Genomic DNA, 24,846 nt, shown 5'->3' on the forward strand with positions numbered 1-24,846 from the left:
GCCGCCGTCATGGTGTCGAGGAGAACACCCTCGACCACCTCGTCGCGCGTCTCGAATATATTTCTGCCGCTCATGGTTTTGCCTGCTCTACGTCCCATCGTGCGCTGAGAGCCGGCGATGGGTTTCGCGCCGCTGGAACGTTCGACAGCTAGTCCCTTCGGTCGCTCCTCGACGAACCGACCCATCTCACGCCGCACAGCCTTCGGGCCGGCGTCAGTGTTCTGCAGCACCGTCGCGTCCGCGAGCGGGACGGCTTCCGCACGCTTGACCGTGTCCGGCTCGGTCCGGAGCACGGCTGATGCCTTGGGGGCCTCCATCGCCTCCGGGCTTAGGATCTCGCGGATCCGCTCCATCCCAGCCGAATAGTTTGCACCCAGCCGATCCAGGGCCGCAAACACCTCAAGCAAGGGCCGCCGCTCCACTGCGGCCGGGTCGGTGTCGTTTTCCCTTTCCAAGATTGATAGCAGTTGCGCCGCCAGCCCGCGTCTATCCTGCACAAGTGCTCGAAAGCGAGTAGGCACTGTGTGGACCACACCAAGTTCGCGCAGCCGTGACCTCACATCGTCCAGCGCCAGCCCCCCAATCACGGTCGGCGTGTAGCGCTCTGTCATGGGGGGATCGTCCTCCAACATCGCAAGGATTTTGTCCGACGGGCTTAAGATTGGTGTGGTCATTCCGCAGCCCTTTGACTGCCCTCACCCTCGGCTTCCAGGTAGGCGGCAACTAGGCGCTTTAAGCGCTTCTTAATGGCGTCTGTTTTGTGCTGCTCCAAATCCATCGCTCCGGCCAACTCCGATCCTTTGAGGCCTTGGAGGAGCATGAACTCCGCAACCCGGCCTGCTTCGGAATCCCGAGTATGGAGGTGCAGCAGCAGCCGGTCGCGCTCGGACTGCCACAGGACTTCGTCCTCAGGCGTGGGTTGGGAGTTCTGCAGCAAGACGACCGTTTCGTCGTCGGCCCGCGAGGTCGTTAGATTCTCGGCACTAGTTGCCCAATTGCTGATTTCGCTCGAAACTGCGCCCCAGAGGTTCTCGAAAGCGGATCTGTCCCAGTTCCATTGGCGTTCGCCGCCAAGAAATTTTTCTACCGCCGTTTGAACTGCGTCGTGGGCCGTACGGCCGCCAGGAATTGGCCCCTTGCGCTCGCCCCGCCAAACTTTGGGGCTCAGCCTGCCCAGCGCCGCCAGGAGCAGACGTGGGTACAGGTCATCCCAGGGGAACAACCTGAAATCGGGCAGGCCGCTAAGCTGTGGCGTCTCCTCGACCATGCAGGTCTCCCTTGCCCCGCCTCGCTCGGTGGTAGCGGGCATACCTTCTCATGCTGGCAAGGAAGGCCCAGGCGGACACCGAGGCCGAAAAAATCTCTAGCCTTGAGAGCCGGGCAGCTCCTCTGCCAGCACCGTGCCCGCATGCGGACGGGCTTAGGTGTCGCCATGTTAACGCCGCACTGATACGCTGATAATTCAAGGCAAACATCCGCATTCGGTAACAGCCCAGACACGGCAAATACCAACCATGCCGCTGACGCTCAGAATAGCTAGGAGTATGCGAGACTTGCTCTCGGCCAACTTCCATATCGCGCCTTAACCAACAACATCGCTACGCCGCTGCGGGTAACGCCAGTTATTCTTTTAAGGTCAGGTGACTCAGAAATTCCGGCATGCGGCGCTTGCCCAGGAAGGGCGTTCGGCCTCAGCGCAAGATCGAGCCCGGCCGGGCCGTTATCAACAGGCAGTGGCTCATCCACTCCGGCGCGGCTCCAAGCCTGGGCGGATCGTCGCTGAGTGACATGCCTTCGAACAAGCGGAGGCACTGCCGTGTCCGTTCTCGTCCTGGCCGCTTCCAGGCAGGCGCTTATCCACCCGTCTTTGCTGATCGCATCGGTATGACGTTGGACTCAGGTGGAATAGTAACGAGGCGGGCGATTTGAAGCGCGAGCTCGTTCTGTCCATAGGGCTTCGACAATCGGGCACGGCCTCCGAAGTCGGACTCCGCTAGGTCGGCATACCCTGTTACCAGGAGGACCGGCAGGCCGGGCCATTCCGCTTCGATGCGTTCCGCCAACTCAAGACCGGTCGCGCCCGGCATGGCAAAGTCCGTCACGACAAGGTCAAAGCTACCGCTTGAGGACAGGATATCGAAGGCCTGCGAGGCTGAGGCGGCCTCGACAACGGCATGCCCGAGGTCCTCGAGCATGTCGAGGGTACCAGCGCGGATGAGCGGGTCATCATCCACAAGGAGGATGCGGCAGGACTGTGCCGGCTTGGATGCGGCGGTCTCCACCGGTTCGGGGCGGTTGGAGCTCGTAACGTTGCTGCCGGACTCAGCGACCGGAATCCACAGCTCGATGACAGTCCCGAAGCCCAGGCGACTGACGATTCGCATGGCGCCACCCGACTGCGCGGCGAGTCCATGAACCATAGAGAGTCCAAGCCCTGTTCCCTTTCCTACCTCCTTGGTAGTGAAGAAGGGCTCGGTGGCACGCTTCACAGTGTCCTTGTCCATACCCGTGCCAGTGTCCGCGACCGAGACGCACACATAACCGCCGGGCGGAAGCTGGAGGCTTGAATCCGGTGCGGTTCCCTCCTGCGCCGCGATGGTCACCCGGCCACCCATCGGCATCGCATCCCTTGCGTTGACGGCGAGGTTAAGCAGCGCGAGCTCGAGCTGGTTCGGGTCGATCCGCAACGGGGGCAGCCCGGGCGGGAAGTCCAGGACCACCTCGACGGCCGGGCCGAGCGACTGCCTCAGCAGATCGGTCATGCCCTGAACCAGCCGCTCGGCCTCGACCGCCTGCGGCTTCAACTCCTGGCGCCGCGCGAAGGCCAGCATGCGCTTCGTCAGCGCAGCCCCACGCTCGGCACCCTGGATTGCCCCCTCGATAAGCCTGGTGGTCCGCGGGTCCGGGGTAAGCCGCTTCCGCAATAGGCTCAGGTTGCCGAGCACCGCCATCAGCAGGTTGTTGAAGTCGTGTGCGACGCCGCCGGTGACCTTGCCCAGGCTCTCCATTTTTTGCATCTCGTGCACCTGCGCCAGCGCCGCCTCGCGCTCGCGGGTGCGCTCTTCGACGCGGCGCTCCAGCTCGACATTGGCTTCGGCAAGCGTATCGGCGGCGCGGCGACGTTCCGTCACGTCGATGTCGGTGCCGACGATCCGGATCGGCCGGCCGGCGCGGTCCCGGATGACCTCGGCCCGGCAAGCCAGCCACCGCACGGTGCCGTCGGTGCCGACGATACGCAATTCAACCTGGTAGGGCCGCTCGCCACGGACCGCGGCCTGAATCTCGCTCCAGGCCGCGGCGCGGTCGTCGGGATGCACGATGCGCTGGAAGGTGGCCGAAGGCGGCTCCGCGACATCCTGTTTGACGCCCCAAGTCCGGTAGATATCGCCGATATGTACGATATCGTCCTTGAGCAGGTCCCAGTCCCAAATGCCGATGCCGCTCGTCTCCTGGGCGATGCGCAAGCGCTCCTCACTCGCGCGGAGGGCCGTCTCGGTCTTCTTGCGCTCCGTGATGTCGTGGGTGACGCCGCTGAACCGCACCGGGCGACCAGTGCAGTCCAGCGTCGGCGCGGCTCCGACGACGCACCAGCGGACGTCACCATTGGCCTGCACGATGCGGAACTCGGCGTCATAGGCGCAGCCGCCGCTAATGGCCTCCGCGACGATAGCCCGAAGCCTCTCGCGATCCTCTTGGTAGACGAAGGTCAGGATAGCCGAGCCCGTAGGCGCAAAACCGGCTGGGTCGGTGCCGAAAATGCGATGCTGCCCCTCGTCCCAGACCTGGGAATCGCTAGTGAGGTCCCATTCCCAGGATCCCATGTGGCCTGCGGCAAGGGCCAGGCTACGCCGCTGCTCGCTTTCCTGCAGACGTGCTGTCGAAGTCTCGAGCGCGGCCGTGCGCTCCGCCACCCGCCGCTCCAGCTCGATATTGAGCCGCTCAAGTTGCTGTGTCTTGCGGAAGAGGTCGACGAATAGCCGAACCTTGGCGCGCAGCAGGTCGGGGACTACCGGGACTGGCAGGTAGTCCACTGCGCCGACCTCGTAGCCACGCAGGCGGTCGAGGTCGGTCATATGTACGGCCGAGACGAAGATGATCGCCGTGCGCTCGAACCGCGGGTGGTTGCGGATCATGGTGGCCAGCTCAAACCCGTCGAGGTCTGGCATCACGACGTCAATTAGGATGACCGCCACCTCAGTCCTCAGGAGATGCTCGAACGCCTCCCGCGCCGAGGTGGCACGGATAAGGTTCTCCCCGAGTTCCTGCAGCACCACCTCGTAGCTAAGCAGCTTTGCCGGTTGATCGTCGACGAGGAGGATGTTGACTGCTTGTTCCTGGCGCATGTGCCGTGCCTCAGCGTCAGCGATGCAGCCACATCCGCAACGAGGATAGCAGCTGTTCGGTGTTGACGGGCTTGGCAAGGTAGTCCGAGGCACCGGCTTCAAGGCATTTTTCTCGGTCACCCTTCATGGCCTTGGCCGTCAACGCGATGATTGGCAAGCGGCGGTAGGTCGGGTTCGCACGAACCACCTGCATCGTCTCGTATCCGTCCATGCCAGGCATCATGATGTCCATCAGGACGATGGCGAGCTCCGGCGTCGATTCGATGAGGCCGATCGCATCGTTGCCGTTGGTTGCGGTCAGCACCCGCATGCCGCGCCGCTCCAGCACGGAGCTAAGGGCGAAGATGTTCCGGGCGTCGTCGTCTACCAGGAGCACAGTGCGACCGAGCAAGTCCTCGTCCGAGCTATGCAGCCGCTCGAGCATGCGCTGCTTCTCAGGCGGCAGGTCGGCCACCACGCGATGCAGGAAAAGCGCCGTCTCATCCAGCAGCCGCTCCGGCGACTCGACGCCCTTCACAACCACACTGCGCGCCATGCTGTGGAGGCGGGTATCCTCCTCCGCCGAAAGCTCCCGCCCGGTGAAAACGACTACTGGGATGTCCCGCAAGGTCTCGTCGTCACGGATCCGCTCCAGCACCTCGAAGCCCGACATGTCGGGCAGTCGCAGGTCGAGCACCACGCAATCGGCGGACCGCTCGCGTAGCTCGTCCAAGGCGCCGGCGCCGGTCTCGACTGGGACGATATCGATATCGTCGTGATCGAGCAGCTCTGTCACGCTCATGCGCTCGGCGGCATTGTCCTCGACCACCAACAAACGCTTCCGCCGCGGCCGGGAGAATTCTTGGATCCGCTCCAGCGCGGCCTCCAGCCCCTCGGTCGTCGTCGGTTTGGTGAGGAAGGAAAAGGCGCCCTGCGACAGGCCATGCTGCCGGTCTTCATCCAGCGTAACCATCTGCACCGGAATGTGACGCGTCTCGGGGTCCTGCTTGAGCTGACTCAGTACCGTCCAGCCAAGCATGTCGGGTAGGAAGACATCGAGGGAGATGGCAACGGGGCGGTGTTCCCGGGCGAGTGACAGCGCCTCTGCGCCGCGCGACGCAACCAGGACGCGGAAGCCGCGGTCCCGCGCTAGGTCGGCCACGACGCGCGCATAATGCGGGTCGTCCTCGACGATGAGCAGCACGCTGTCGCCTGGCGCGACCGAATTCCGGTCATCAGGCACCGCCTCCATCGGACGTTCTAGCAGCAAGCTCGAGGAGAGGCCGTTATGCGGGATAAACGAGGAGGCCGGGTTCGGCGGTACCAGGGCGGCAACCGGCGCCCCGGCATATTTCAGCGGCAGGTAGAGCGTAAAGACGCTTCCCGCCCCTGGCGTGCTGTGCAGCTGGATCTCGCCGCCGAGCAGGTTGGACAGCTCGCGGCTGATTGCGAGCCCAAGCCCGGTGCCGCCATACTTGCGGCTGGTGCTGGCATCCGCCTGCTGGAATGCCTCGAAGATGATGCGCTGCTTCTCGGCGGGGATACCGATCCCGGTGTCTGACACCTGAAAAGCGACCACTGCTGGCGCGTGGCGCAGCACCGGGTGATCCGGGCTCCAGCCCTCGGACGCCGAGGACACCATCAGGCTGACCTGGCCCTGAGCAGTAAACTTGAAGGCGTTCGACAGCAGGTTCTTCAGCACCTGCTGCAACCGCTTGGAGTCGGTGATGATGCTGCGGCCAAGCCTTGAATCAAACCTGACATCGAAGATCAGGCCGCGGCTTTCGGCCTCGTGGCGGAAGGGCCTCGCGACCATCTCGAGCAGGTTGCCGAAATAGATCTCCTCCGCATCCACTGAAACGGTGCCGGACTCGATCTTCGACAGGTCGAGGATATCGCTGATCAGATTCAGCAGATCGGTGCCCGCGCCATGGATGGTACGCGCGAATTCCACCTGCCGCACGGTCAGGTTGCCATCGGCATTCTCGGCCAGCTGCTGACCGAGGATAAGGATGCTGTTCAGCGGCGTTCGCAGCTCATGCGACATGTTGGCGAGAAATTCGGACTTGTATTTCGAGGTCAGCGCCAGCTCCGTCGCCTTCTCCTCCAGGGCGCGGCGTGCCTGCTCGATCTCCTGGTTCTTGCGCTCGACTTCGACGTTGCGCTCCGCCAACTGCTGCGCCTTCTGCTCCAACTGCTCGTTGGTCTGCTGCAGCTCGCGCTGTTGGGTCTGGAGCTCGCCGGCGAGCTGCTGAGACTGCACAAGGAGGCCTTCCGTCTGCATCGTCGCCTCGATGCTGTTCAGTACGATGCCAATGCTGGCGGTCAGCTGCTCGAGGAAGGATAACTGCAGATCAGTGAAAGCGCCGAGTGAGGCGAGCTCGATCACCGCCTTCACCTGACCCTCGAATAGTACGGGTAGTACGACAAGGCTGCGCGGCACCGCAGACAGCAGTCCCGAGGTGATCGGAACCGCGTCAACCGGGACGTCCGTGATGACCTTCCGCCGAGCATCGATTGCGCACTGCCCGACCAGCCCCTCGCCGATCTCAAGCCGCCGAGGATGGCCAGAGGTGCCGTCATCCGCATAGGCGGAGAGCAAGCTGAGCCCGGGCACCGCATCGGCTTCTATCTGGTAGATCACGCCCTGCTGCGCGGCTACTAGTGGCGCCAGCTCGGAGAGCAGCATGCGGCCGACGGTCGAGAGCTCCCGCTGGCCCTGTAGCATATTGGTGAAGCGGGCAAGGTTCGTCTTCAGCCAGTCCTGCTCAGTGTTCCTGTCGGTCGTCTGCCGCAGGTTCTCAATCATGGTGTTGATGTTGTCCTTCAGCTCCGCGACCTCGCCGCGGGCCTCCACCTGGATCGAGCGCGTCAGGTCGCCCTTGGTCACCGCCGTCGCCACCTCGGCGATGGCGCGCACCTGCGTCGTCAGGTTCGCCGCCAGCAGGTTGACGTTGCCGGTGAGGTCCTTCCAGGTGCCGGCAGCGCCTGGCACGTTCGCCTGGCCGCCGAGCCGTCCCTCGACGCCCACCTCGCGGGCGACGGTCGTCACCTGATCGGCGAAGGTCGCCAGCGTATTGGTCATGTTGTTGATGGTCTCGGCCAGCGCCGCAACCTCGCCCTTCGAGTTCACCGCGAGGTTCTGCTTCAGGTCGCCATCCGCCACGGCAGTGACGACCTTGACGATGCCACGCACCTGCTCAGTGAGGTTGGAGGCCATGACGTTGACGGTGTCGGTCAGGTCCTTCCAGGTGCCGGCCACGCCCGGCACCTGCGCCTGGCCGCCGAGCTTGCCCTCCGTGCCCACCTCACGCGCCACGCGCGTCACCTCGGAGGCGAAGCCGTTGAGCTGGTCGACCATCGTGTTGATGGTGTTCTTCAGCTCGAGGATCTCGCCGCGTACATCGACAGTGATCTTCCGGCTGAGGTCGCCGCGTGCGACGGCTGTCGTCACCTCGGCGATGTTGCGAACCTGTGTAGTCAGGTTGCCGGCCAGCAGGTTGACGTTATCGGTCAGGTCCTTCCAAGTGCCCGCGACGCCCGGCACCACTGCCTGGCCGCCGAGCCGGCCCTCGGTGCCGACCTCACGTGCAACGCGCGTCACCTCGCCTGCGAAAGAGCGCAGCTGCTCGACCATTGTGTTAATGGTCTCCTTCAGCTGCAGGATCTCGCCGCGAGTATCGACGGTGATCTTCTTCGACAGGTCGCCGTTGGCGATCGCGGTCGAGACCTCAGCGATGTTGCGGACCTGGCCGGTGAGGTTTGACGCCATAAAGTTGACGTTGTCGGTCAGGTCCTTCCAGGTACCAGCGACACCAGGCACCACGGCTTGGCCACCCAGCTTGCCCTCGGTGCCGACCTCGCGGGCCACGCGCGTCACCTCGCCCGCAAAGGCATTGAGCTGGTCGACCATCGTGTTGATAGTATTCTTAAGCTCGAGAATCTCGCCCTTCACATCGACGGTGATCTTACGCCCGAGATCACCGCGCGCCACCGCCGTCGTCACCTCGGCGATGTTGCGCACCTGTCCGGTCAGGTTGCCAGCCATGGAGTTGACGTTGTCGGTTAAGTCCTTCCAGGTGCCCGCAACGCCCGGCACATTCGCCTGCCCGCCGAGTCGCCCCTCAGTCCCGACCTCGCGCGCCACGCGCGTCACCTCGCCGGCGAAGCGGTTGAGCTGGTCTACCATGGTGTTCAGCGTCTCCTTCAACTGAAGGATCTCACCACGGACATCGACGGTAATCTTGCGCGACAGGTCACCGTTGGCGATCGCGGTCGCCACCTCGGCGATGTTGCGCACCTGCCCGGTCAGGTTCGACGCCATGGAGTTGACGCTCTCGGTCAGATCCTTCCAGGTGCCAGCTACGCCTGGCACCTGTGCCTGCCCGCCGAGTCGTCCGTCGGTGCCGACCTCGCGCGCCACGCGCGTCACCTCGCCGGCGAAGGCGTTCAGCTGGTCAACCATCGTGTTGATGGTCTCCTTCAGCTGCAGGATCTCGCCGCTGACGTTGACCGTGATCTTCTTCGACAGGTCGCCGCGCGCGACCGCCGTCGCCACCTCGGCAATGTTGCGGACTTGGCCGGTCAGGTTCGACGCCATGGAGTTGACGCTGTCGGTGAGATCCTTCCAGGTGCCGGCCACGCCCTTCACTTGGGCCTGGCCGCCCAGCTTGCCCTCGGTGCCGACCTCGCGCGCGACGCGCGTCACCTCGGAGGCGAAGGCGTTCAGCTGGTCGACCGTGGTGTTGATCGTCTCCTTCAGCTGCAGGATCTCGCCGCGGACGTCGACGGTGATCTTTTTTGACAGGTCGCCATTGGCGATCGCGGTCGAGACCTCAGCGATGTTCCGTACCTGCGCGGTGAGGTTCGACGCCATGGAGTTGACGCTCTCGGTCAGGTCTTTCCAGGTGCCGGCTACGCCGAGCACATTGGCCTGGCCGCCGAGCCGCCCATCGGTGCCGACCTCGCGCGCCACGCGCGTCACCTCGCCGGCGAAGGCGTTCAGCTGGTCGACCATGGTGTTCATGGTCTCCTTCAGCTGTAGGATCTCGCCGCTGACATTGACGGTGATCTTGCGCGACAAGTCGCCGCCCGCGATGGCAGTAGCCACCTCGGCGATGTTGCGCACCTGGGCTGTCAAGTTACCCGCCATCGAGTTGACGCTGTCGGTGAGGTCCTTCCAGGTTCCCGCCACGCCCGGCACCTGCGCCTGGCCGCCGAGGCGCCCGTCGGTGCCCACCTCGCGTGCGACGCGCGTGACCTCCGAGGCAAAGCCATTCAGCTGGTCCACCATCGTGTTGATGGTGTCCTTCAGCTCTAGGATCTCGCCCCGCACATCAACGGTGATCTTGCGGCTGAGGTCGCCGCGCGCGACGGCGGTAGTTACCTGCGCGATGTTGCGGACCTGGGCGGTCAGGTTGCCGCACATGGCATTCACCGAATCGGTGAGATCCTTCCAGGTTCCCGCAACGCCGGGAACCAACGCCTGGCCGCCGAGCTTGCCCTCGGTGCCGACCTCGCGGGCCACTCGCGTCACCTCTGATGCGAAGGAGCGCAGCTGGTCGACCATGGTGTTGATCGCCTCCTTGAGCTGGAGGATCTCACCACGGACATCGACCGTGATCTTCTTTGACAAGTCGCCGTTGGCAACCGCGATTGTGACATCGGCGATGTTCCGAACCTGCGCGGTGAGGTTCGACGCCATGGAGTTGACGCTCTCGGTCAGGTCCTTCCAGACGCCGGTGACCTCGCGGATCTGCGCCTGCCCGCCAAGCTTACCGTCCGTGCCCACCTCACGCGCGACACGGGTCACCTCGGAGGTGAAGACACTCAACTGCTTGATCATCGTGTTCACGATGGTAGCCGAGCGGAGAAATTCGCCCTGCAACGGCCGGCCGGCCACATCGAGCTGGACGGTCTGCAGCAGGTCGCCCTTGGCGACCGCGGCCACCGCCTGCGTCACCGCCGTGGTCGGCCAGAGCAGGTCGTCGATCAAGGTATTGACTGAGGCTTCCATCTCGCCCCAGGCGCCATCAGCCAGGCCGAAGCGGACGCGCTTGCTTGTCCGGCCCTCGCGCCCGACGACATGGCCAACCTGCTCGAGTTGCTGCGCCATCCGCTGGTTGCCAGCTATGATTTCGTTGAAAGTGTCGGAGATCTTACCCACTAGCCCAACCTGATTGCCGGGCAGGCGAACGGAGAAGTCTCCGGCACGGACCGCCTGGAGGGCCTCAAGCAGCGAAGTCAGCTCGCCGGAGTACTGCATGCCGTCTCCGTCGATGACGGCTGCCGCCATGGGATGAAGCCCCGCATCGGAGAGGATTGCGCCTTCAGATGACATCGCTGAAATCTTCGAAGTAGGATTGCGAGGGAGTACATGGGCGCAAGCCCAGGAGGGCGGCATGGCGATGCGACATTGGTGGTGCGTTTCCCTACAAATTCGTCCGCGAGGCCGTTCGCACTTAGGGTGAAGTCAGTAACGCCACCACGGTCTCCGTTAGGGCCCGACGTCCGACCGTCGTGGCGTCGATTGGTTTCCGGAAAGCGGATAGTTGCGGCCACATAATGTACCGGTGACCTTACCCTATCGTTGCCAAAATCGACCGCGAAAAAGGTAGGGCAGCAGCTGCAATGACAGCGGTGTGATCAGGAAATAAACCGCAGGTAAGGCATTCTGCAACCAGCTTTGAGGTCAGGTAGTTTGGGCACTTGGCTGACTTGAGATCCTGCCTCGAGCTCGGATCTGCTTCCCGGTCAGTTCGGCGAAGAAGCGCTCGACCTGATTGATCCAGGACGCGCCTGTGGGTGTGAAGTGGACGTGCCAGCGCGGCCGCTGGGCGAGCCAGTCACGGACCGGCTTGGTTTTGTGGGTGGCGTAGTCGTCCATCACTAGGTGGACATCGAGGTCGGCGGCCACGGCAGCTTCGACCTGATGCAGGAACCTGCGGAACTCGCTGGAGCGGTGCTTTGGGTAGCAGCGCCCGATGACGGCGCCAGTGGCGATGTCGAGGGCGGCGAACAGCGAGGTGGTGCCGTGCCGCGTGTCGTCATGGGTGCGTCGCACGGCCTGGCCAGGGCGCATCGGCAGCAGCGGCTGGGTGCGGTCGAGCGCCTGGCTCTGCGACTTCTCATCCACGCAGAGCACCAGCGTGCGCTCGGGTGGGCTCCTATAGAGCCCGATGATGTCGCGGACCTTCTCGACCAACAATGGATCGGTGGAAAGCTTGAAGGTCTCGCTCCGGTGCGGCTGCAGGCCGAAGGCGCGCTAGATGCGGTGGATGGTCGACGGCGCATAGCCAACCGCCCGGGCCATCGAGCGGAGCGACCAGTGGGTCGCGCCGGGCGGTGTTGTCTCCAGGGTCAGGCGGATCGTCTCGGCAATCGCCTCATCGCCGATCTTGCGCGGCGTGCCGGGCCTTGGCTCATCAAGCAGTCCATCGAGGCGGGAGCGGCGAAGCGGCGCCGCCACTTGGAGACCGTGTTCGCGTCTGCTCCGACCTCGGTGCAGATCGCCTTGTTCTCCAAACCGGCCGCCGCGGCGAGCACGAACCGGGCCCGCCGTGCCATCGCCTGGCCCGTCTTGTGAGCCCGCGCCAGCGACTCCAACTCCCGCCGCTCCGGCGCCGCTAGTTCGATGGCCACCGCCGCCTTGCCCATCGCCAGCCCCTACGACCACCATCAAAATCGTAGGGACTTCGCGATCAGGACATTAGCCGGCGGGCGGCGGCAGCGCCTCCCACTCGCTGCCCAGCGCCTTGTAGACGGCGATGAGGTGGGTCGAGACCAGCGCCGCGCTCTCGGCCAGGGCAAGCTGCGCGTTGAGCCGCGTTCGCTCCGCATCCAGCACCTCGAGGAAGATGCCGAGCCCGGCGGTGAAGCGCTGCCGCGCCAGCGCCGCCGCCGACTGCGCCGCCCGTGCCTGCCGCTGCAGCGCCGCCCGGTGCCCCTGGTCGCCGTAATAGGCGGCGAGCGCATTCTCCACCTCATGCAGCGTGTCGAGCACGGTGCGCCGCCAGGCGACGGCCGCCGTCTGCTGCCGCGCCTCCTCCAGCTGCATCTGCGCGCACAGCCGCCCGCCCTCGAAGAGCGGGATCACCAGCGAGGGCCCGATCGAGAAGAAGCGCCTCGCCGCGGTGAAGAGGTTCACGGTATTGCCCGATTGCAGCCCGATCTGCCCGGTGATGCGGAGCGTCGGGTAGAGCTCCGCCGTGGCGACGCCGATGCGCGCCGTCTGCGCGGCGAGCGCTGCCTCCGCCGCCGTGATGTCCGGCCGGCGGCGGATGGTGTCCATCGGCAGGCCGACGGCCACAACCTCCGGCACCGGCGGCTGCGGCGCCCGCGCCTCGAGCCGCTCGCGGAACGCCCCCGGCTCCTGCCCGAGCAGCCTGGCGAGGCGGTTCGTCGCCTGCGTCACCTCCGCGTCGAGCTGCGGCAGCATTGCCTTCGTACCCGCCAGCTGCGCTTCAGCATTGGCGACGTCGACCCCGGTGGCGAAGCCCGACCCGGCGCGGGAGCGGGTCGGCGCCAGGGTGTCACGCTGCAGCCCCGTGCTCTGCCGCGCCACCTCGCGCCGCGCTTGCAGGCTGCGGAGCTCGAGATGGGACGAAGAGGAAGGGCAGCGCCACCACCTGCAGGATGCGCATGGTCGAGACATCCCAGAAGGACATCCCGAGCGTGAGGCGCGTCGCATAGGCCAGGGCGAAGCCCGACCAGATCATGGCGCAGAGGATGACCCAGCGCGGCTGCACCGGCCCCACGAGGCTGCCCGCGATCGGCAGGATGAAGACGGTGGCGAGGCCGCCGACCGCGAGCGTCAGGCCCGCCGTCGTCGCATCGTAGCCCATCAGCTCCTGCGTCAGCTGCGGCAGGAGCTGCGTCGTGCTGAACAGGCTGAAGGCGACGAGGACCATGATGAGGCTGGCGGCGAGGAAGGAACGGCGCCCGAACAGCCGCACATCCACTGCCGGCTGCTGCTGCCGCCGCTCCCCCGGAATCAGCAGCGCGAAGCCGAGGACGCAGGCAACGGTCAGCCAGGTGACCAGCGGCGACCAGAAGCCGTCGTCGATCACCGCCCGGTCGAGCACCACCTGCAGGCTGCTGAGCGCGAGGGCGGCGAGGCCGAAGCTCACCCAGTCAATGCCCCCGCCCTCGGCGCGGAAGCTGCGCTGGTCCTCGCGCACCGCCTCCGGCTCCTGCACGAAGACGGAAACGAGGAAGATCGAGAGCATGCCAACCGGCACGTTGATCAGGAAGATCCAGTGCCAGGAATAGCTGTCGGTGATCCAGCCGCCGAGCGCCAGGCCGATCGCCGGCGCCGTCACCACCGTCAGCCCGTAGAGGGCGAAGGCTTGTCCGCGCTTCTCCGGTGGGAAGGTGTCGGCCAGGATCGACTGCTCCGCCGCCGCCAGCCCGCCGCCGATGCCCTGCAAGGCGCGGAACAGCAGCAGCATCGGCAGGTTGGGCGAGAGCGCGCAGCCGAGCGAGGCAATGGTGAACAGCGCGACGCAGCCCATGTAGAAGCGCTTGCGCCCGAGGATCGTGGCAAGATAGCCGGAGACGGGCAGCACGATGGCATTCGTCACCAGGTAGATCGTCAGGATCCAGGTGCTCTCGTCCTGGCTGGCGCCGACGCCGCCCGCCATGTGCCGGAGCGCGACATTGGCGATGGTGGTGTCCAGCACCTCCATGAAGGTCGCCAGCGAGACGATGGTGGCGATCAGCCAGGGCGACCGGTCTCCCGCCGCGGAGCGGGGCAGCGCGGCGCTCACTCCTCCCTCACCCGGACGCTCGGCACGACCGACAGGCCGGGCGAAAGCGGCATGCCGCGCGCCCGGGCGTCCTCGATGCGCAGCTTCACCGGCACGCGCTGCGTCACCTTCACATAGCTGCCCGTGGCATTCTGCGCCGGCAGGACGGGGAAGCGCGCGCCGGTGCCGCGCTGGATGCTGTCGACGCGCCCGTCCAGCATCGGGTTCGGATAGGCATCGACCTTGATCTCGACGGGCTGGCCGGGCCGGATCTCGCTGAGCTGCGTCTCCTTGAAATTGGCCGTCACCCAGACCTCCGGCTCGACGATGGCGAGGAGCGCCTAGACGGCCGTCACCATGTTGCCGACCTCGACGCTGCGGTTGGTGACGCGCCCCGCCACCGGGGCCATGATGTTGGCGTAGGAGCGCTGCAGCTCGGCATTGCGGACGGAGGCCCCCGCCTCGCGCCGCGCCGCCTCGGCCGCCTGGCGCTGCGCCTCGGCGGACTGCACCTGGGCGCGCGCCGCGGCGGCGGCCTGGCGCATCGCCTCCAGCCGGGCGCGGGCGCCGCGGCTCGCCGCCTCGGCGTCGTCGCGCTGCTGCCGCGTCACCGCGCGCGGGTCAACGCTGCGGAAGCGGCGGAAGCTGGTCTCGGCATTCTCGAGGTCGGCCTCGGTGACGATGACATTCGCATCCGCCTGGCCGACCGAGGCCTGGCGCTGCGCCACATCCGCCGCAGCCTGCGCGACCTGGGCGATGGCGCTGTTGAGCCGCGCCCGCGCCGTCTCCAGCGCCACGTCGAGGTCGCGCGGGTCGATCTCCGCCAGCAGTTGCCCGGCCTCGACGCGCTGGTTGTTGTCCACCAGCAGCCGCGCGATGCGGCCGCCGACCTGCGGGGCCAAGCGCGTCACATGCGCCTCGATGAAGGCGTCGTCGGTCGATTCCCATTGCCGCGCTTGCCACCAGTACCAGCCGCCACCGGCCAGGAGCAGCAGCGCAGCCAGCGCGCTGCCGCGGATGAGCAGCCAGCGCGGCATCCGGCGGCCGGACTTTTTCGGCGGGTCCTCAGGTGGATCGCGCCGGCTTTCCTGCGGGCCCGCCTCGCGCTCGCGCGGCCGCGGCTCCTCCGACCGGGCGCGGCCGCGCCGCTCGCGTCCGCTGCCCTCGATGTGGTGCAAGTCATCCATGCGCTCGGCGCCCGCTCATCCCGCATTGCAGCCCGAGAGAACGCTTCAAGTTGCAACGCAACAAGAGTAGGCGGGCGCGGCCCTCAGCGCGCCGCAGCCAGCCTCGCGACCGTATCCGCAAGCTGTCCGAGCGCCGCGCTCATCGCCGCGACGAGCGCCGGAATCCCCTCGCCGGCGAGCGGCACCTCGATGCGTTGCACCCGCGCCGCCCGCGTCGCCCCGCCCGGCGGCCGCAGGGCGAACTGACCGAGCAGCACCACCTGCGGCCCCGGCCCCGCCTCGAAGCGCTGGACCTCGGCCTCGAGGATGAGGCCCGCCTCGCCGCGCACAGCCCCCGTCTCGGTCAGCACCGTGCTGCCGGGAAGGCGCTGCATCAGGTCCTCCGCCAGCACCCGCGTCACCATGTCGCCGAAGGGTTCCGCCCAGCGCGCGCCGAGCGCCTGCAGCCGCGACTCCGCCAGGGCCCGCATGATCTGCGAGCGGTCCAGATAGGCCGGCACGCCGACCCGCCGCAGCTCGATCGACACCGGCGCCCCGGGCCGCGGCGCACCGGGCACCGCGACCAGCCGGTAGAGCTCCGGCTCGGGCGAGGCGCAGCCCGCCAGCGCCAACCCGGCCAGCAGGGCCCGGCGGGACGTCATGGGCTGCCTCCACGGTCGGTGCGGCCACGAATCAGCGCCTCTGGCTGCCGGTCGAGCAGGTCGGCAAGCTGCCGGACGGAGCGTGCCGCGTCGCTCGCCTGGCCGAGCACCCGGGCGACTTGGCGGTTGATCTCGCTCTGCGCGCCATAGCCGCGCTCGATCGAGGCCATGGCGCTGGACGCCCGCCCTACCGCCTGGTCGAGGCTGCTGGCAATCCCCGGCAACCGCCGCAGCAGCGGCGCCAGCCCCTCATCCGCCCGGCGCAGCAGTCCCTGCGCCTGCTCCAGCACGCCGGCCAGCCCCTGCACCGCCCCGCGCAGCTCCGGGCTCCCGGTCAGCGCGTTCACCGAGCCGAGGATGCCGTTCAGGTTGCGCCCGATCTCGTCGAAGGGGATCTGCTGCAGCTTCTCGGCCAGTCCGCTAGCGCTCGAGAGCACGCTGTCCGCCCCCATGGTCGGCATGACGATCTCCTCGCCTTGGAGCAGCACCTCTCCCGGCGGCGCGTCGGGGAAGAAGTCGAAGGCGATCACCACTTGGCCCGTCACGTAGCTCACCGTCTGCAGCCGCCCGCGCAGCCCGTTGGCGACCATGCGGCGGGCGAAGGCGACGACATCGTCCTGCGTCCGCCCCGCCCGGCCCGAGGGGTAGGAGATGCGGTCCGGCTCGATGGCGATGTGCACCGGCACGCGGAAGGTATCCGTCGTCTGGTCGTATTCGAGCGTGCGGTCGAGCACGCTGCCGATCCTGAGACCGCGCATCTCGACCGGCGTCCCCGGCTCGATTCCACGGACGGATTCGCTGAAGTAGAGCATGAAGACCAGCCGGTCCTTGGTGGTGGCGGAGACCGCGGCATCGAGGTCGTCATAGAGCTCGAAGCGCGTCGCATCCGGCGCCGGGGGCTGGTCGCGCAGCGAGGGCGGCGTGTCGAAGGCGACGCCGCCCGACAGCAATGCCCTGAGGCTCTCCAGCTCCACCTTCACCCCCGCGCCGCCGAAGCCGATGCTGACGCCCGAGATGTTCCAGAAGCGCGAGCCCTCGCGCAAATAGCCGTCGAAGGGCGCGCGGATGAAGGCGCGGACGCTGACATTGCCGTCGAGCCCGGGCGTGTCGATGTCGAGGATCTCGCCTACCGTCACGTCGCGGAAGAAGACCGGCGAGCCGCGGTCGAGCGAGCCGACCCGGCGCGCCAGCAGGGTGAAGACGCGCCCCGGCTCGTCCGAGCGCACGCCGGGCGGGTTCTCGAGCCCGGTGAATTCCTGCTGGGTACTGCCCTCCCCGCCCGGGTCGAATTCGATATAGGCGCCGGAGACGATGGTCTCGAGGCCGGAGACGTTGCCCGCCGTCAGCCGGGGCCGCACCACCCAGAAGCGCGCCGCCTCGGTCAGCCGGTCCTCCACCGTCCGCGTCATGCGGATGCGCACCTGCACCTGCTGCAGGTCGCCCGAGAGCTCGATGCGCTCCACCGTGCCGACCTGCACCGCCTTGTAGCGCACCTGGGTCTGCCCCGCCGTCAGCCCCGCCGCATCGCGGAAGGTGACGGTGATGAGCGGCCCGCGCTCGGAATAGGTCCGCCAGCCGAGGAAGCCGGCGATCAGGATCGCGGCCAGCGGCACCAGCCAGATCGGCGAGACCCTGCGGTGGCGGCGCCGGCGCTCCGCCTCGGCCGCGCCGTCATGCGCCCCGCTCATGCCTTGCGCTCCGCCGCCGCGTCCCACATCAGCCGCGGGTCGAAGGCCTCCGCCGCCAGGATGGTCAGCACCACGACGCCGGCGAAGCAGACGACACCGAGGCCCGCCTCGATCGAGGCGACGCTGCCGAAGCGCACCAGCGCGATGAGCACCGAGACGACGAAGACATCGATCATCGACCAGCGCCCGATCGCCTCGACGACGCGGTAGAGCCGCGTCTTGCCGACCAGCCCGGTCTCGGAGCGGCGATGGATGCCGAGCAGCATGATGACGAGGCCGATCAGCTTCAGCAGCGGCACCGCGACGCTGGCGAGGAAGACGACGAGGGCCAGCGGCCAGAACCCGGACTCGACGAACTCCCAGGCCCCGCCGAGGATGGTGTGCGGGCCGCCCCGGCCGAAGGTGACGATGTCCATCACGGGATAGGCATTGGCCGGGATGTAGAGCACCACGGCGGCGAGGATGAGTGCCCAGCTTCGCGCCACGCTGTTCGGCTTGCGCGCATGCAGCGGCGCGTCGCAGCGGAGGCACCCGTCGCCGGGCCGCGCCGGCGCCACCAGCCGGCAACAGTCGCAGCCGATCAGCGCCCCGCCCTCGGGAGCCGGGCGGCCGGGCGCCGCGGCCGCACCGCGCGCCTCCAGCGCCTCCCAGACCCGGTCGGCGTCGAGCCGCGCCTGCAGCGCCACCTGGGCGAGGGCCAGCGCCGCCAGCCCATAGGCCGCCGGCCCGATCTCCACCTGCGCCAGGGCGGCGAGCCGCGTGTAGGAGACGAGCACACCGAAGAGGAAGACCTCCAGCATCGCCCACTGGCCGAGCCGCTCATGCCAGCGGAAGGGCCTGTAGAGCCAGGGCGGCGCTTCCTTCAGCCGAAGGCCGAGGAGCACCGTCAGCAGCAGCAGCAGCCGCATCAGAGGCACCGCGACCAGCGTCAGCAGTACCAGCACCGAGAGGATGCCATAGCCATCCTGCAGGAAGGCGAAGGCCCCCGTCTCGACACGGCTGAAGCGCAGCTGCCCGAGCAGCTGCAGCCCGAGAAAGGGCATCGTCATCGTCACCGCATAGAGCACCAGCCCGGCAATGCAGAGGGCGAGCGGCACCTCCAGCGAGGGCGCCGCATGCCGCCGCAGCACCGTCTCGCAGCGCGGGCAGCGTGCCTCCTCCCGGCGGAAGAGCGGGCCGATCCGCACCATGTGGCCGCACCCCCCGCATTCGCGGAGGCTCCGGGGCGTCGGTTCGGCGGCGTGTCCCCCGGTGATGCGTGCCCGATTCAAGGGTCGGCCCGCCTCGGGGCGGGGATGGGCCTGGTTCGGGGTCGGAGGCGCATGGTCGGCAGCCTGGGCAGGAGGATCGGCAGGCGAACGGTTCGGCTTCGCAGGAGTTGCGACGATGCCGCGGCTTGAACCTTTTGGTTACCATATGCGGCCGGACGTCACTAGGACAGGTCGTGCAGCGCGCGGCCGAGCGGTGGGCCGAGCCGGAACTCCGTGAAGCGCACCTCGAGCCCGGCCCGCTCCGGCGTGCAGCACATCGGCCCGACGAGATAGGAGGCCGCCGGGGGAAAGGGCGCGAGCCGCACCAGCACCCAGCGCCGGCCATCCGCCGAGGCCTGCAGCCGCAGCACCCCCGCCGCCACGGTAAGGCGCAGGCGGAGGTCGCCTGCGTCGCCGGCGTAGGGCCCCGTCGCCCAGTCGGACTGGCCCAGGGTCAGCACGCTGCCCAGCATGGCCTGCCCGTCGGAGAACTCGATCCCCGCCTTCAGCCAATGCCGCTCGTCGAGCCGCAGCATGATCCCCGCCTGGTCGTAGAGCGCCCGATATTCGGCCCGCACGCGAAGCTCGGCGGTGAAGTCCCCCGTGGCGGGAAGGCCGAGGAAGTGGCCGCTGTCCCGGGTGAAGCCGTAATGCGTCTCCCGCCAGAAATCCGTCCCATGATCGGTGGCGACGCGGAGGCCATCCGCCTCGAACCCCCATTCAGCCGGCTCGTTCAGCCAGGTGCCGCGCTCCAACATGGGACCTCCCCTTGCCGCTCGTCCCGGCGATGGGGATAGTCGCCCCCTCGCTCAGGATCATCATCACGATGGATACGCACCAGCCCGCCTCCTCCCTCACCCATGCGGAGCGCCTGGACCGGCTGGCGGCGCTCGCGGTGCGCGTCGGCCTCAACCTCGCCCCGGGGCAGGAGCTGGTGATGACCGCCCCGGCCGAGGCCCTGCCGCTCGCCCGCCGCATCACCGAGCTGGCCTACAAGGCCGGCGCCTCGCTCGTCACCTGCCTGCTCGGCGACGACGAGATGGCCCTCGCCCGCTACCGCCACGCCCCGGACGAGGCCTTCGACGTCGCCCCCGGCTGGCTCTTCGAGGGCATGGCCTCCGCCTTCCGCAACGGCGCTGCCCGCCTGGCGATCGTCGGCGACAACCCCTCCCTCCTCGCCGCCGAGGACCCGGCCAAGGTGGCGCGGGCCAACCGCGCCCGCTCCATCGCCTATCGCCCGGCGCTGGAACTGATCACCGCGACGGCGATCAACTGGACCCTGGTGGCGAGCGCGACGCCGGCCTGGGCCACCACCGTCTTCCCCGACCTGCCGGAGGAGGCTGCCCTTGCCCGCCTCTGGGACGCGATCTTCGCCGCTTCCCGCGCCGACGCGCCGGACCCCGTCGCCGCCTGGTCCGAGCACAATGCGAGGCTGATGGCCAAGCGCCGCATCCTGAACGAGCGCCGCTACGCCGCGCTCCGCTTCCGCGGCCCGGGGACCGACCTCAAGGTCGGCCTCGCCGACGGCCATGCCTGGATGGGCGGCCTCTCGACCGCGAAGAACGGCATCACCGGCAACCCGAACATCCCGACCGAGGAGGTCTTTACCACCCCGCACCGGGCGATGACAGAGGGCGTGGTCGCCGCCACCAAGCCGCTCTCCTACCAGGGCACGCTGATCCAGGAGATCCGCGTCCGCTTCGAGGCCGGCCGCATCACCAAGGCGCATGCGAGCACCGGCCAGGCCGTGCTCGAGCGCATGATCGGCACGGACGAGGGCGCCCGCATGCTTGGCGAGGTGGCCCTCGTCCCCAACTCCAACCCCATCTCGCAGAGCGGGCTGCTCTTCTACAACACCCTCTTCGACGAGAATGCCGCGAGCCACATCGCCCTCGGCCAGGCCTATTCGAAGTGCTTCACCGACCAGAACCTCGACAAGGCGGCGCTGGAAGCGGCCGGGGCGAACAGCAGCCTGATCCATGTCGACTGGATGATCGGCTCGGCCGAGACCAATGTGGACGGCATCGATGCTGCCGGAAATGCGGAGCCGCTGATGCGCGGGGGCGAATGGGTCAATCCAGGCTGAGCCCCAGCCCCTTGATCAGCGGCCAATAGATCGCCCGCTCCGCCGCGATCATCGCCCGCTGCTCCTCCGGCCCGCCCACCAGCGGGTCGAGGCCGATCTCCCGCATCCGCGCCTGCACCGCCGGCTCGGCGATGCTGGCGGCGAGGTCGCGGGAGAGCCGCGCGGCGACGTCGTCCGGCGTCCGCCCCGGCGCCGTCAGCCCCTGCCACGCATAGGCCTCGAAGCCCGCCAGCCCATAGGCCTCCCGCGCCGTCGGCAGGTCCGGCAGCCCCGGGAGCCGCGCCGCGGAGAGCAGCGCCAGCGGCTGCACCTTGCGACTGCGGATCACCTCCGCCCCCGCCGCCATGTCGAGCACCGCCGCCTCCACCGTGCCGTTCATCAGGTCGGTCATCGCCGGCGCCAGGCCGCGATAGGGCACGTGGTTCAGCCTGATCCCGAGGTCCCGCGCCAGCCGCTCCATCGCCAGGTGATGCGGCGAGCCGATCCCCGGCGAGGCATAGTCGATCGTCCGGGCCTTCGCCGCCGCGACGAAGGCGTCGGGCGTCGCCGGCCCGCCCTCCGTCTTCGTGCAGAGCACCAGGTGGAAGCGCGCCATCAGCCCGAGCGGCCTGAGCCCGCTATCCGCATCGAAGGGCAGCCGCTTGTAGAGCGCCGGGTTGAAGACCAGCGTCTCGTTCCCTGCGGTGAAGACGGTGGTGCCGTCCGGCGGGGCATTGGCCGCGGCCTCGGCGGCGATGTTGGTCGCCGCCCCCGGCCGGTTCTCGATGACCACCGGCACGCCGAGCCGCGCCCCCATGCTCTGCCCGACCAGCCGCGCCAGCACATCCGTCCCGCCCCCGGGCGGGTAGCCGACCAGCCAGCGCACCGGCCGGTCGGGGAAGGCGGCGGGCGCCGGGGCGGCCATGGTGACAAGGCCGGCCGATAGCGCGGCACGGCGGGTGATCTCGGTCATGCGTTTCCCCTCAGGCGCGGAACCCCGGCTCCGCCTCGTCCATCCAGCGCAGCATGGCGGCGAAGAGCAGCGCGTTCTGCTCGCCATGCCGCGCCGTCGCATCGAACTGCGCCGCGGCGCGCCGCGCAACCTCCACCGGCGGCGTGCGGATCGGCCGCCCGCCGGCCAGCGCCGCCACCTGCACCTCGCAGGCCCGCTGCAGGTGGTACAGCTCGGCGAAGGCATCGGCGACGCTCGGCCCGCAGGTCAGCAGCCCGTGGTTCCGGAGGATCATCGCATTGCAGCTGCCGAGGCTCTCCGCCAGCCGGGCGCATTCCTCCCGCTCCAGCGTGATCCCCTCGAACTCATGATAGGCGAGCCGGTCGGTGTAGAAGACGGCGGGGAAGGAGATCGGCAGCAGCCCCTCCTCCTGGCAGGCGACGGCAAGGCCCGCAGTCGTGTGGGTGTGCATCACGCAATGCGCATCGGCACGCGCCACGTGCACTGAGCGATGCACGATGAACCCCGCCGGATTAACCCCATGGGCGGAGCCGTCCAGCACCCGCCCCTCGGTATCGATCCGCACTAGGTTGGAGGCCGTCACCTCCCGGTACATCAGCCCGAAGGGGTTGATGAGGAACTGGTCCCCGGTGCCCGGCACCCGCAGCGTGATGTGGTTGTAGATCATCTCGTGCCAGCCGAGCCGGCCGAACAGCCGGTAGCAGGCGGCCAGCTCCACCCGCGCCGCCCATTCGGCGGCATCGATGCCGGCGGGCGCGCGGTCGGTCAGGGCATCGGGGCTCATGGTCGTTCTCCCTCGGCATGGGGCTTCAGGCAGGCCCAGGCGGTCGCATGCACCGGCACGTCGATCCCGTGCCGCGCCGCCAGCCGGGCCACCTCGCCCGAGAGCCAGGCTACCTCCAGCCGGCGGCCGGCGGCGAGGTCATGGTACATCGAGGCATACATCCCGGGCGGGAAGGAGCACAGCAGCGCCAGCGCCTCCGCCTCATCCGCGGCGCCGATGGCGACGCCTTCGGCCCGCGCCACCTGCCCGACCTCGGCGATCGCCCGCGCCGCCAGCGCCAGCAGGTCGGGGTCTTGGTAGACGATGCCGGCCGGCGCACGGGCCAGCGCGGTCAGCGCCGCATTGGTGGCGAGTGCGAGGAATTTCCGCCACAGCGCCCGGCGGATGTCGGGCTCGACCCGCAGCTCCATCCCCGCCGCCGCCATGGCCGCGACCAGCCGCGCCTCGATGCCCTCCGGCAGCGGCGCCGCAACCACCGCAGACATGGCCGAGGTATAGCGGATGCAGCCCGGCCGCTCGACCACCGCCGAGACGAAGGCGAGCCCGGCCACCACCCGCACCTCTCCGGGCAGGGCGGCCAGCACCGGCGCTGCGCCGCCGATGCCGTTCTGTAGGGTGACGATCGTCACACCCCGCGCCGCCACCGGCGCCAGGTCGGCCGCCGCGCCCGCGACGTCATAGGTCTTCACCGCGAGGAAGCAGACCTCCGGCACCCAGGGCAGCTCCGCCGCGCTGGCGAGGGCGAGCGGGCGCTCCAGCACCGCCGCGCCGCGCGGCCCGGCGATTCGCAGCCCGCCCTCCCGCATCGCCGCGAGCTGCCGCCCGCGCCCGACGAAGGCGACCTCCGACCCGGCCAGCGCCAGCCGCGCGCCGATCAGCCCGCCAACCGCGCCAGCGCCCTGCACCAGGACCCGGATCACCGGACCCGCACCGGCAGCGCGAGGAAGCCCCGGAACCGCGCCCGTCCGCCCCGCACCGGCTCCCCCGCCGGCGCATAGTCCGGGAAGCGGCGGAGGAAGGCATCGATGGCGATCCGCCCCTCCACCCGCGCGAGCGTCATCCCCGCGCACATATGCGGCCCGCCGGCGAAGGCGAGGTGCCGGTTCGGCTGCCGCCCCACATCCAGCCGGTCAGGATGCTCGAACCGCGCCGGGTCCCGGTTCGCCGCGCCGATGCAGAGGTTGATCAGCGTCCCCGCCGCCACCGCGACGCCGCCGATCTCCGTCTCGGCGACCGACCGCCGGTTGCCGAGCTGGTTCGAGCTCTCGTAGCGCAGGAATTCCTCGACGGCGGTCGTGATGAGCCCCGGCTCCGCCAGCAGCCGCGCCCGCTCCCTGGGGAAGCGCATCAGCAGCTCCAGCCCGTTGCCGATGAGGTTGGTCGTCGTCTCGTGTCCGGCATTCAGCAGGAAGATACAGTTGTGCAGCAGCTCCGGTTCGGTCAGCCGCTCGCCATCCGCCTCGCCCTCAATCAACCGTGTCAGCACATCCGTCGCGGCATCCCCCGGCCGCGCCCGCCGCCGCGCGACCAGGCCGCGCAGGTAGTCGAGGAACTCGCTGACCGCGGCATTCCCCCGCGCGGCCGCCTCCGCCGTCACCACCGGCTCCAGCGCGCCGAGGATGGCGAGCGACCAGCCCCGCAGCGGCCCCCGCTCCTCGACCGGCACGCCGAGCAGGTTGCCGATCACCTCGATCGGGATGGCGGCGGCGAAATCCTCGATGACATCGGCCTCGCCCCGCTCGGCGATGGCGTCCAGCAGCCGCCCGACCAGCGCCTGCAGCCCCGGCTCCAACGCGGCGATCGCCCGCGGCATCAGCGCGCCCGCGATCAGCCGCCTGACGCGCGTGTGCAGCGGCGGGTCGTTGAAGACGAGGCTCGTCGTGTGGTGCTCGTAGAGCGGGCTCGCCCCGTATTTCGGCCGGAACTCCTCATGCTTGTCGGAGGAGAAGGTCTTCGTATCCCGGTAGATCCGGTCGAGATCCCCCCAGCGCGTAAGGAAGAGCGAGCCATCCGCCAGCCGCTTCACCGGCTGGTGCTCCCGCAGCGCCCGGTAGACCGGGAAGGGGTCGGCATAGAAGCCAGGGGCGAGGCGGCTGAGATCGAATCTCTCCGCCAGGACAGGATCGGCGAACATGCGCGAGCCTAGTGCCGATCCGGCCCGACTGTCTGTAGTCATGGCCTGAGCGGTGG

19 protein-coding genes and 1 pseudogene are annotated in these 24,846 nt (G+C 68.4%); 1 reads left to right on the forward strand and 19 read right to left on the reverse strand.

Annotated features, from left to right (window positions below; genetic code table 11):
• The 15 genes and pseudogenes from AC5JJ1_RS05440 to AC5JJ1_RS05510 form a co-directional block, all read right to left on the reverse strand.
• Nucleotides 1-611, reverse strand: a 611-nt coding sequence (locus AC5JJ1_RS05440; protein WP_495784099.1) for a hypothetical protein, incomplete at its 3' end; no start/stop codon positions are given.
• Between the two features lie 59 nt (nt 612-670).
• Entirely contained in the window at nt 671-1,267 is a 597-nt protein-coding gene (locus AC5JJ1_RS05445; RefSeq protein ID WP_495784100.1) for a hypothetical protein, read from the reverse strand.
• A gap of 586 nt (nt 1,268-1,853) precedes the next feature.
• Nucleotides 1,854-4,343, reverse strand: a complete 2,490-nt coding sequence (locus tag AC5JJ1_RS05450) for a response regulator (protein WP_495784101.1) — start codon at nt 4,341-4,343, stop codon at nt 1,854-1,856.
• 16 nt (nt 4,344-4,359) lie between these two features.
• Nucleotides 4,360-10,662 carry a HAMP domain-containing protein gene (locus tag AC5JJ1_RS05455; protein ID WP_495784102.1) on the reverse strand — a complete coding sequence of 2,101 codons (6,303 nt, stop codon included), beginning with the start codon at nt 10,660-10,662 and terminating at the stop codon, nt 4,360-4,362.
• A gap of 351 nt (nt 10,663-11,013) precedes the next feature.
• On the reverse strand, nt 11,014-11,526 hold the full coding sequence (locus AC5JJ1_RS05460) for an IS630 family transposase (protein ID WP_495784103.1): 513 nt from the start codon (nt 11,524-11,526) through the stop codon (nt 11,014-11,016).
• Nucleotides 11,527-11,586: 60 nt separating this feature from the next.
• Nucleotides 11,587-11,790, reverse strand: coding sequence for a helix-turn-helix domain-containing protein (locus tag AC5JJ1_RS05465; RefSeq protein WP_495784104.1), 204 nt, complete (start codon nt 11,788-11,790; stop codon nt 11,587-11,589).
• Between the two features lie 35 nt (nt 11,791-11,825).
• Nucleotides 11,826-11,978, reverse strand: a pseudogene (locus AC5JJ1_RS05470) (IS630 family transposase); the annotation flags it as partial.
• Nucleotides 11,979-12,030: 52 nt separating this feature from the next.
• Entirely contained in the window at nt 12,031-12,885 is an 855-nt protein-coding gene (locus AC5JJ1_RS05475; protein WP_495784105.1) for an efflux transporter outer membrane subunit, read from the reverse strand.
• Entirely contained in the window at nt 12,854-14,089 is a 1,236-nt protein-coding gene (locus tag AC5JJ1_RS05480; RefSeq protein WP_495784106.1) for a DHA2 family efflux MFS transporter permease subunit, read from the reverse strand. Before AC5JJ1_RS05480 ends, AC5JJ1_RS05475 begins: the two co-directional genes overlap by 32 nt.
• Nucleotides 14,086-14,376, reverse strand: coding sequence for a hypothetical protein (locus tag AC5JJ1_RS05485; RefSeq protein WP_495784107.1), 291 nt, complete (start codon nt 14,374-14,376; stop codon nt 14,086-14,088). The genes AC5JJ1_RS05480 and AC5JJ1_RS05485 overlap by 4 nt, the downstream gene beginning before the upstream one ends.
• Before the next feature lie 33 nt (nt 14,377-14,409).
• Nucleotides 14,410-15,255, reverse strand: a complete 846-nt coding sequence (locus tag AC5JJ1_RS05490) for an HlyD family secretion protein (RefSeq protein ID WP_495784108.1) — start codon at nt 15,253-15,255, stop codon at nt 14,410-14,412.
• A gap of 83 nt (nt 15,256-15,338) precedes the next feature.
• Nucleotides 15,339-15,896: a PqiC family protein gene (locus AC5JJ1_RS05495; RefSeq protein ID WP_495784109.1), complete on the reverse strand. Its 558-nt coding sequence runs from the start codon at nt 15,894-15,896 to the stop codon at nt 15,339-15,341.
• A complete protein-coding gene (locus AC5JJ1_RS05500) occupies nt 15,893-17,584 on the reverse strand; it encodes a PqiB family protein (RefSeq protein ID WP_495784110.1) in 1,692 nt (563 codons plus the stop codon). Before AC5JJ1_RS05500 ends, AC5JJ1_RS05495 begins: the two co-directional genes overlap by 4 nt.
• Nucleotides 17,581-18,855: a paraquat-inducible protein A gene (locus AC5JJ1_RS05505; protein WP_495784111.1), complete on the reverse strand. Its 1,275-nt coding sequence runs from the start codon at nt 18,853-18,855 to the stop codon at nt 17,581-17,583. Before AC5JJ1_RS05505 ends, AC5JJ1_RS05500 begins: the two co-directional genes overlap by 4 nt.
• Before the next feature lie 161 nt (nt 18,856-19,016).
• Entirely contained in the window at nt 19,017-19,592 is a 576-nt protein-coding gene (locus AC5JJ1_RS05510; RefSeq protein WP_495784112.1) for a DUF1349 domain-containing protein, read from the reverse strand.
• 68 nt (nt 19,593-19,660) lie between these two features.
• Between AC5JJ1_RS05510 and AC5JJ1_RS05515 the strand changes: the two genes are divergently transcribed.
• Nucleotides 19,661-20,920 carry an aminopeptidase gene (locus AC5JJ1_RS05515; RefSeq protein ID WP_495784129.1) on the forward strand — a complete coding sequence of 420 codons (1,260 nt, stop codon included), beginning with the start codon at nt 19,661-19,663 and terminating at the stop codon, nt 20,918-20,920.
• On the opposite strand, the gene AC5JJ1_RS05520 is transcribed toward AC5JJ1_RS05515, so the two are convergent.
• From AC5JJ1_RS05520 to AC5JJ1_RS05535, 4 genes are read right to left on the reverse strand one after another with little or no spacing between them, the layout of a single operon-like run.
• Complete coding sequence (locus AC5JJ1_RS05520) at nt 20,907-21,872, reverse strand: Bug family tripartite tricarboxylate transporter substrate binding protein (RefSeq protein WP_495784113.1); 966 nt, start codon at nt 21,870-21,872, stop codon at nt 20,907-20,909. The genes AC5JJ1_RS05515 and AC5JJ1_RS05520 overlap by 14 nt on opposite strands.
• Nucleotides 21,873-21,882: 10 nt before the next feature.
• Nucleotides 21,883-22,656 (reverse strand): class II aldolase/adducin family protein, encoded by a 774-nt coding sequence (locus AC5JJ1_RS05525; RefSeq protein ID WP_495784114.1) that lies wholly within the window; start codon nt 22,654-22,656, stop codon nt 21,883-21,885.
• Nucleotides 22,653-23,576 carry a ketopantoate reductase family protein gene (locus AC5JJ1_RS05530; protein WP_495784115.1) on the reverse strand — a complete coding sequence of 308 codons (924 nt, stop codon included), beginning with the start codon at nt 23,574-23,576 and terminating at the stop codon, nt 22,653-22,655. Before AC5JJ1_RS05530 ends, AC5JJ1_RS05525 begins: the two co-directional genes overlap by 4 nt.
• Nucleotides 23,573-24,790: a cytochrome P450 gene (locus AC5JJ1_RS05535; RefSeq protein WP_495784116.1), complete on the reverse strand. Its 1,218-nt coding sequence runs from the start codon at nt 24,788-24,790 to the stop codon at nt 23,573-23,575. The genes AC5JJ1_RS05530 and AC5JJ1_RS05535 overlap by 4 nt, the downstream gene beginning before the upstream one ends.
• Between the last annotated feature and the right edge of the window lie 56 nt (nt 24,791-24,846).

It is taken from the genome of Belnapia sp. (assembly GCF_059504005.1).